We start from the raw sequence: 5,852 nt of genomic DNA on the forward strand, positions 1-5,852 counted from the left end.
TGCCGGCGCCGTCGCCGGGGCGCTCGTCTCCCGCTCCCGCGACGGCGCGGTCAGCGGGTCTCGCCGCCGTGCGCGGGGCGGCAAGGGTCTCCGGCGCTTTCCGGCCGTCCCGGCCGTCCGGGCTCCACGAGCCGGCCGCGGCGCCGGTGGCCAGCACGCCCGCGAAGACCAGCGTCAGCGCCGCGCCGCGGCGGGCGCGGCGCTGCGGGTGGAACATCGACGGGCCGGGCATGCGCGTGAGTCTAGGACACCAGGGCGCGCCGTACGGGGAGTTGACCGTACGGCGCCCTTGGCTCATGTCACACCTTGAGGTACTTGCGGAGCGCCGCGAACGCCGCCAGCGCGGGCATCAGCAGGCCGATGGCGAGCACCAGCGGCAGCTTGGCCAGGACCGCGTCCCAGCCGATGAACTGGATGAGGTCGATCTGGTCGACCAGCCAGTTGTTCACGAGGAAGTAGTGGCCGGCGACGAGCAGCACGCACGCCAGGCCGGCGCCGAGCAGGCCCGCGAAGGCGGCCTCCATGATGAACGGGATCTGGATGTAGAAGCTGGACGCCCCGACCAGCCGCATGATCCCGGTCTCCCGGCGGCGGCTGAACGCGGAGACGCGGACGGTGTTGACGATCAGCATCAGCGCGACGACGAGCATCAGCGCCATCACGCCGAGCGCCGCGTAGTTCATGCCGTTGACCAGGTTGAAGAGGTTGGACAGGACGTCCTTCTGGTCCTGCACCATCTGCACGCCGGGGCGCTGCGAGAACGCGGTCGAGATGACCTCGAACTTGGTGGGGTCCTTGAGCTTGACGCGGAAGCTCTCCTGCATCTGGTCCGGCGTGACGAAGCCCGCGATCGGGGACTTCTTGTCGAACTGCTCCTTGTAGTGCTTGTACGCCTCGTCGGCCGTCTCGAACTGGACCTTCTGGACGACGCTCATCTTCTCCAGATCGGCGCGGATCTCCTTCTTCTGGTCCTCCGTCGCCGCTCCCTTGGCGCAGGAGGGGAAGGACTCCGCGTCGGTCTTGTTGCAGAGGTAGATCGAGACGTTGACCTTGTCGTACCAGTAGCCCTTCATCGTGCTGGCCTGCTCGCGCATGAGCAGGGACCCGCCGAAGAGGGCGAGCGAGAGCGCCACGGAGACGATCACCGCGAAGGTCATCGTGAGATTGCGGCGGAGACCGACGCCGATCTCCGAGAGGACGAACTGGGCGCGCATGGCGTCCTTTCAGTGCTGGTAGCCGTACACGCCGCGCGACTGGTCGCGTACGAGGCGGCCCTTTTCCAATTCGATGACGCGCTTGCGCATCTGGTCCACGATCTGCTGGTCGTGGGTGGCCATGATGACCGTGGTCCCGGTCCGGTTGATCCGGTCGAGGAGCTTCATGATGCCCACGGAGGTCTGCGGGTCGAGGTTGCCCGTCGGCTCGTCCGCGATCAGCAGCATCGGGCGGTTGACGAACGCCCGGGCGATCGCCACGCGCTGCTGCTCACCGCCCGAGAGCTCGCCCGGCCGGCGGTCCTCCTTGCCGCCCAGCCCCACCAGCTCCAGCACCTGCGGGACGGCCTTCCTGATCTCCCCGCGCGGCTTGCCGATCACCTCCAGCGCGAAGGCGACGTTCTCGCTGACGGTCTTGCTGGGCAGCAGCCGGAAGTCCTGGAAGACCGTGCCCAGCTGGCGGCGCATGTGGGGCACCTTCCAGTTGGACAGCCGGGCCAGGTCCTTGCCCAGGACGTGCACCTGGCCGGTGCTCGCGCGCTCCTCGCGGAGCAGCAGCCTCAGGAAGGTGGACTTGCCCGAGCCCGAGGAACCGACCAGGAAGACGAACTCGCCTTTCTCGATCTCGAGCGAGACGTCGCGGAGCGCCGGACGGTTCTGCTTCGGGTAGGACTTGGAGACGTTGTCGAATCGGATCACGAGTGCACCACGCGTCGACCTGGATAGGGGGCACGGACCGCCGCGCAGGCGGCTCCCGTTCGGTGTGCGTGACCATACGCGAACGAGCCGTGCACGCGCAGGCAGCGACCGGGGTCGGCGCGTTTATTACCGTCATGTTCGGGGACAAAACGAGGACAATCGGCCCGCACGCGCCGTTCGCCGGGGAAGCTGGCAGAGTGGTAGGGGGAACCGCTCGGCTCCCTTGCGCGTTGGACGTACCGGAGGAGGAGATCGCATGACATGCGACCGACTGGTGTGCGCCAACTGCGCGGGCCCCGTCAGCGAGGGCCGCTGCCCGGTCTGCCGGGCCAGCAGGGAGCGGCTGCAGCAGCAGGAAGGCGTCTTCGCCGGCCTGACGCCTGCGACGCTGATCGCCCTGCTGGTGGCGCTGGTGGCGGTGGCCGTGCTCGCACACGGATTCGCCGGGTAGGCGCGCCGTCACGCGTGGTCATGCGCGTGCCCGCCGTAACGACGTAACGACGCACGAGGGCCCGGAGCGCTGAGCGCTCCGGGCCCCTTGCGTGCGTGCGCGGTGGCGTACGCGCCCTAACCGGCGTTCACGCCTGCCGACGGGCTCAGGCCGCCGCCGCGCCCGCGCCGCGGGTCATGAGGCGGGGCAGGAGCCGGAAGCCGACGCCGCCCGCGATCATCGTCGCGGCACCGATCACGAGGAAGCCGGTCTGCGAAGCACCGGTCTCGGCCAGCTGCTCCTTGGGCTTGTCCTGCTGCACGGGCTTGGCGCCCGCGCTGTCCGTGTCCGCGTTGTTGCCGCAGTTGCTGCTGGTGTCCACGGGGCAGACCTTGCCCTGGTCACCGGAGTCGCTGCCGCCGGTGGCGCCGGAGCCGCCGGTGGCACCCGTGGACCCGGTCGAACCGGTGGAACCGGTCGAGCCGGTGCCGCTCTGGTCGCCGCTGGTGGAACCGTGGTCGTCACCGGTGGAGCCGGTGGACCCCGTGGAACCGGTGGAGCCCGTGCTGCCGGTCGAGCCGGTGGAGCCGGTGCTGCCCGTGGAGCCCGTGCTGCCGGTGGAACCCGTCGAACCGGTGGAGCCCGTCGAGCCGGTCGAACCGGTGCTGCCCGTGGAACCGGTGGAACCCGTGCTGCCGGTCGAGCCCGTCGAACCGGTGGAGCCCGTGGAGCCGGTGCTGCCCGTAGAGCCGGTCGAACCCGTAGAGCCCGTGGAGCCCGTCGAGCCCGTGCTGCCGGTCGAACCCGTCGAACCGGTGCTGCCCGTCTCGCCGTTGGCGCCGGTGGAACCCGTGCTGCCGGTCGAACCGGTGGAGCCCGTCGAACCCGTGGAGCCGGTGGAGCCCGTCTCGCCGTTGGCACCGGTGGTGCCGGTGGTGCCGGTCGAGCCCGAGCTGCCGGTGGTCTCGCCCGAGCCGCCGATGCTGCCGGTGGAACCCGTCGAGCCGGTGGAACCGGTGGACCCCGTGGAACCGGTGGAGCCGGTGGAGCCGGTCGAACCCGTGGAGCCCGTCGAACCGGTCGAACCCGTGGAGCCGGTGCTGCCGGTCTCGCCCGAGCCGCCGACGCTGCCCGTGGTGCCGCCCGAGGTGGGCGGCTGCGGGATCTGGTCCGGGGTGTCGGGCGAGCCGACGGCGTGCACGCCCGCCTTCACGCCGACACCCGCGACCTGGACGTTGACGCCGGCGGCCGATGCCGCGCCGGCGGCGGTGAGCGAAGCGCCTGCGGCGACCACTGCGCCGGCGGCTATCCGCGCGACGCGCAGTCGCGTCTTCTTCGTCATATGTTTGCTACCCCCAGTAGCTCACTCGTCAATGGAGCAGCTCCGCACGGGGCGGTGGCGCTACTGGAGGCCTGCACGGCCGGGCGGGCCGGCCGCGTGATGCGGCGGCACTGTCGTCCGGGCCGCGCGCCCCCGCCACACGCGCCCCAGTGCTACGCGTGCCGCCGTCAGCCTTGCCAGTTTTTGACGCAGCGTCAAGCCGGATACGGGGGAGTTGTCCTGCTATGGAGGCCCTTGGGGCTACTTCTCCTGCTGCTTGCGCCAGCGGATGCCGGCCTCCAGGAAGCCGTCGATCTCGCCGTCGAGAACGGACTGCGGGTTGCCGACCTCGAACTCCGTACGGAGGTCCTTGACCATCTGGTACGGGTGCAGGACGTACGAACGCATCTGGTTGCCCCAGGAGCTGCCGCCGTCGCCCTTGAGGGCGTCCATCTTGGCGCGCTCCTCCTGGCGCTGGCGCTCCAGGAGCTTGGCCTGGAGGACGTTCATGGCGGTCGCCTTGTTCTGGATCTGCGAGCGCTCGTTCTGGCAGGAGACGACGATGCCGGTCGGGAGGTGGGTCAGGCGCACCGCGGAGTCGGTGGTGTTGACGCCCTGGCCGCCGGGGCCGGAGGAGCGGTAGACGTCCACGCGGAGGTCGGACTCGTCGATCTCGACGTGGTCGGTCTGCTCGACGACCGGGAGCACCTCGACGCCGGCGAAGGACGTCTGGCGGCGGCCCTGGTTGTCGAAGGGCGAGATGCGCACGAGGCGGTGGGTGCCCTGCTCGACGGAGAGGGTGCCGTAGGCGTACGGGGCCTGGACGGCGAAGGTGGTCGACTTGATGCCGGCCTCTTCGGCGTAGGACGTCTCGTAGATCTCCGTCTTGTAGCCGTGGCGCTCGGCCCAGCGCAGGTACATGCGCTGCAGGCGCTCGGCGAAGTCGGAGGCGTCGACGCCGCCGGCCTCGGCGCGGATGTTGACGAGGGCCTCGCGGGAGTCGTACTCGCCGGAGAGGAGGGTGCGGACCTCCATCTCGTCGAGCGCCTTGCGGACGGAGGTGAGCTCCGCCTCGGCCTCGGCGAGGGCGTCGGCGTCGTCCTCGGCCTCGGCGAGCTCGAAGAGCACCCCGAGGTCGTCGATCCGGCCGCGGAGGGCCTCGGTCTTGCGCAGCTCCGCCTGGAGGTGCGACAGCTGACTCGTGATCTTCTGCGCCGCCTCCGGGTCGTCCCACAGGGACGGGGCGGCCGCCTGCTCCTCGAGCACGGCGATGTCGGCCCTCATCCTGTCGAGGTCCAGGACGGCCTCGATCGACCCCATGGTCGAGGAGAGGGACTTCAGCTCTTCGGATACATCAACGACTGCCACGCACCCAGCCTAACGGCTGCGCCGCGCTTCCCGACCCTCAAGGCCCCGGAGGGGCCTCCCCGGGCCCCGGGGCCCTGCCCGGCAGGGGCGGCCCCGCAGCCCGCTCCCGCCCCAGCGGCGATCAGCCACGACGCCGCAGACCGGCGGTGCCCAGCCGGCATCAGGCCGAGGGTCGTCCGACACCGCCGGACACCACCGCAGGGGCTGAGCACCACGGCGGCGGATCCAAGAGGACGCGGCCCCCTACACCGACGAAGGCACCGCGGCCCCGCTCCCGCCGCGGCGGATCCAAGGTGACCACGTCCACCTTGACCTGCAGAGGCGGCCCCGCACCCCACTCCCGCCGCAGCGGCGATCAGCCACGACGCCGCAGACCGGCGGTGCCCAGCCGGCACCAGGCCGAGGAGCGTCCGGCACCGCCGGACACCACCACAGGGGCTGAGCATCGCGGCGGCGGATCCAAGAGAACGCGGCCCCTACACCGACGAAGGCACCGCGGCCCCGCTCCCGCCGCGGCGGATCCAAGGTGACCACGTCCACCTTGACCTGCAGAGGCGGCCCCGCACCCCACTCCCGCCGCGGCGGCGATCAGCCACCACGCCGCAGACCGGCGGTGCCCGGCGGCATCAAGCCAGGAGCCGTCCGGCACCGCCGGACACCGCGGCGCGGGCCGTCAGCGTTGGGGGTCCGGGTGGTGGATGCCCGGTTTGGCGTCGCTCGCGTCGTGGTCCGTCGTGGCGAACCAGCCGCCCACGCCCGCCGCTGCGGCCAGGGCGACCGCGGCCGCGCCGAGGCGGATGCGGCGGCGGCGCTGTTCGGC

The 5,852-nt window shown here is 71.3% G+C and carries 6 protein-coding genes; 1 reads left to right on the forward strand and 5 read right to left on the reverse strand.

What is annotated here, in order from left to right:
• The 3 genes from B7P34_RS34700 to ftsE all read right to left on the reverse strand — a co-directional run.
• Positions 1–232 (reverse strand): hypothetical protein (locus tag B7P34_RS34700; protein ID WP_223268556.1); only part of this gene is annotated, 232 nt, incomplete at its 3' end.
• A gap of 67 nt (positions 233–299) precedes the next feature.
• The gene (gene ftsX / locus B7P34_RS34705) at positions 300–1,214 is read right to left on the reverse strand and encodes a permease-like cell division protein FtsX (protein ID WP_106682122.1); all 915 of its coding nucleotides are present in this window, start codon (positions 1,212–1,214) and stop codon (positions 300–302) included.
• Positions 1,215–1,223: 9 nt separating this feature from the next.
• Positions 1,224–1,913, reverse strand: a complete 690-nt coding sequence (gene ftsE, locus B7P34_RS34710; protein ID WP_106682123.1) for a cell division ATP-binding protein FtsE — start codon at positions 1,911–1,913, stop codon at positions 1,224–1,226.
• 256 nt (positions 1,914–2,169) lie between these two features.
• On the opposite strand from ftsE, the gene B7P34_RS34715 reads away from it, so the two are divergent.
• Positions 2,170–2,364 carry a hypothetical protein gene (locus tag B7P34_RS34715; protein ID WP_106682124.1) on the forward strand — a complete coding sequence of 65 codons (195 nt, stop codon included), beginning with the start codon at positions 2,170–2,172 and terminating at the stop codon, positions 2,362–2,364.
• A gap of 145 nt (positions 2,365–2,509) precedes the next feature.
• Here the strand turns inward: B7P34_RS34715 and B7P34_RS39550 are convergent, their stop codons facing one another.
• Both B7P34_RS39550 and prfB read right to left on the reverse strand, forming a co-directional pair.
• On the reverse strand, positions 2,510–3,685 hold the full coding sequence (locus tag B7P34_RS39550) for a hypothetical protein (protein WP_106682125.1): 1,176 nt from the start codon (positions 3,683–3,685) through the stop codon (positions 2,510–2,512).
• A gap of 240 nt (positions 3,686–3,925) precedes the next feature.
• The gene (gene prfB / locus B7P34_RS34725; protein WP_106682126.1) at positions 3,926–5,032 is read right to left on the reverse strand and encodes a peptide chain release factor 2; all 1,107 of its coding nucleotides are present in this window, start codon (positions 5,030–5,032) and stop codon (positions 3,926–3,928) included.
• Between the last annotated feature and the right edge of the window lie 820 nt (positions 5,033–5,852).

This window comes from Streptosporangium nondiastaticum, assembly GCF_003011965.1.
GTDB classification, from domain to species: Bacteria; Actinomycetota; Actinomycetes; order Streptomycetales; family Streptomycetaceae; genus Streptomyces; species Streptomyces nondiastaticus.

Excerpts from the sequence above, each read along its gene's own strand:
- ftsX (WP_106682122.1), bottom strand. The coding sequence starts at position 1,214 with ATGCGCGCCCAGTTCGTCCTCTCGGAGATCGGCGTCGGTCTCCGCCGC.
- B7P34_RS34715 (WP_106682124.1), top strand. The coding sequence starts at position 2,170 with ATGACATGCGACCGACTGGTGTGCGCCAACTGCGCGGGCCCCGTCAGC.
- B7P34_RS39550 (WP_106682125.1), bottom strand. The coding sequence starts at position 3,685 with ATGACGAAGAAGACGCGACTGCGCGTCGCGCGGATAGCCGCCGGCGCA.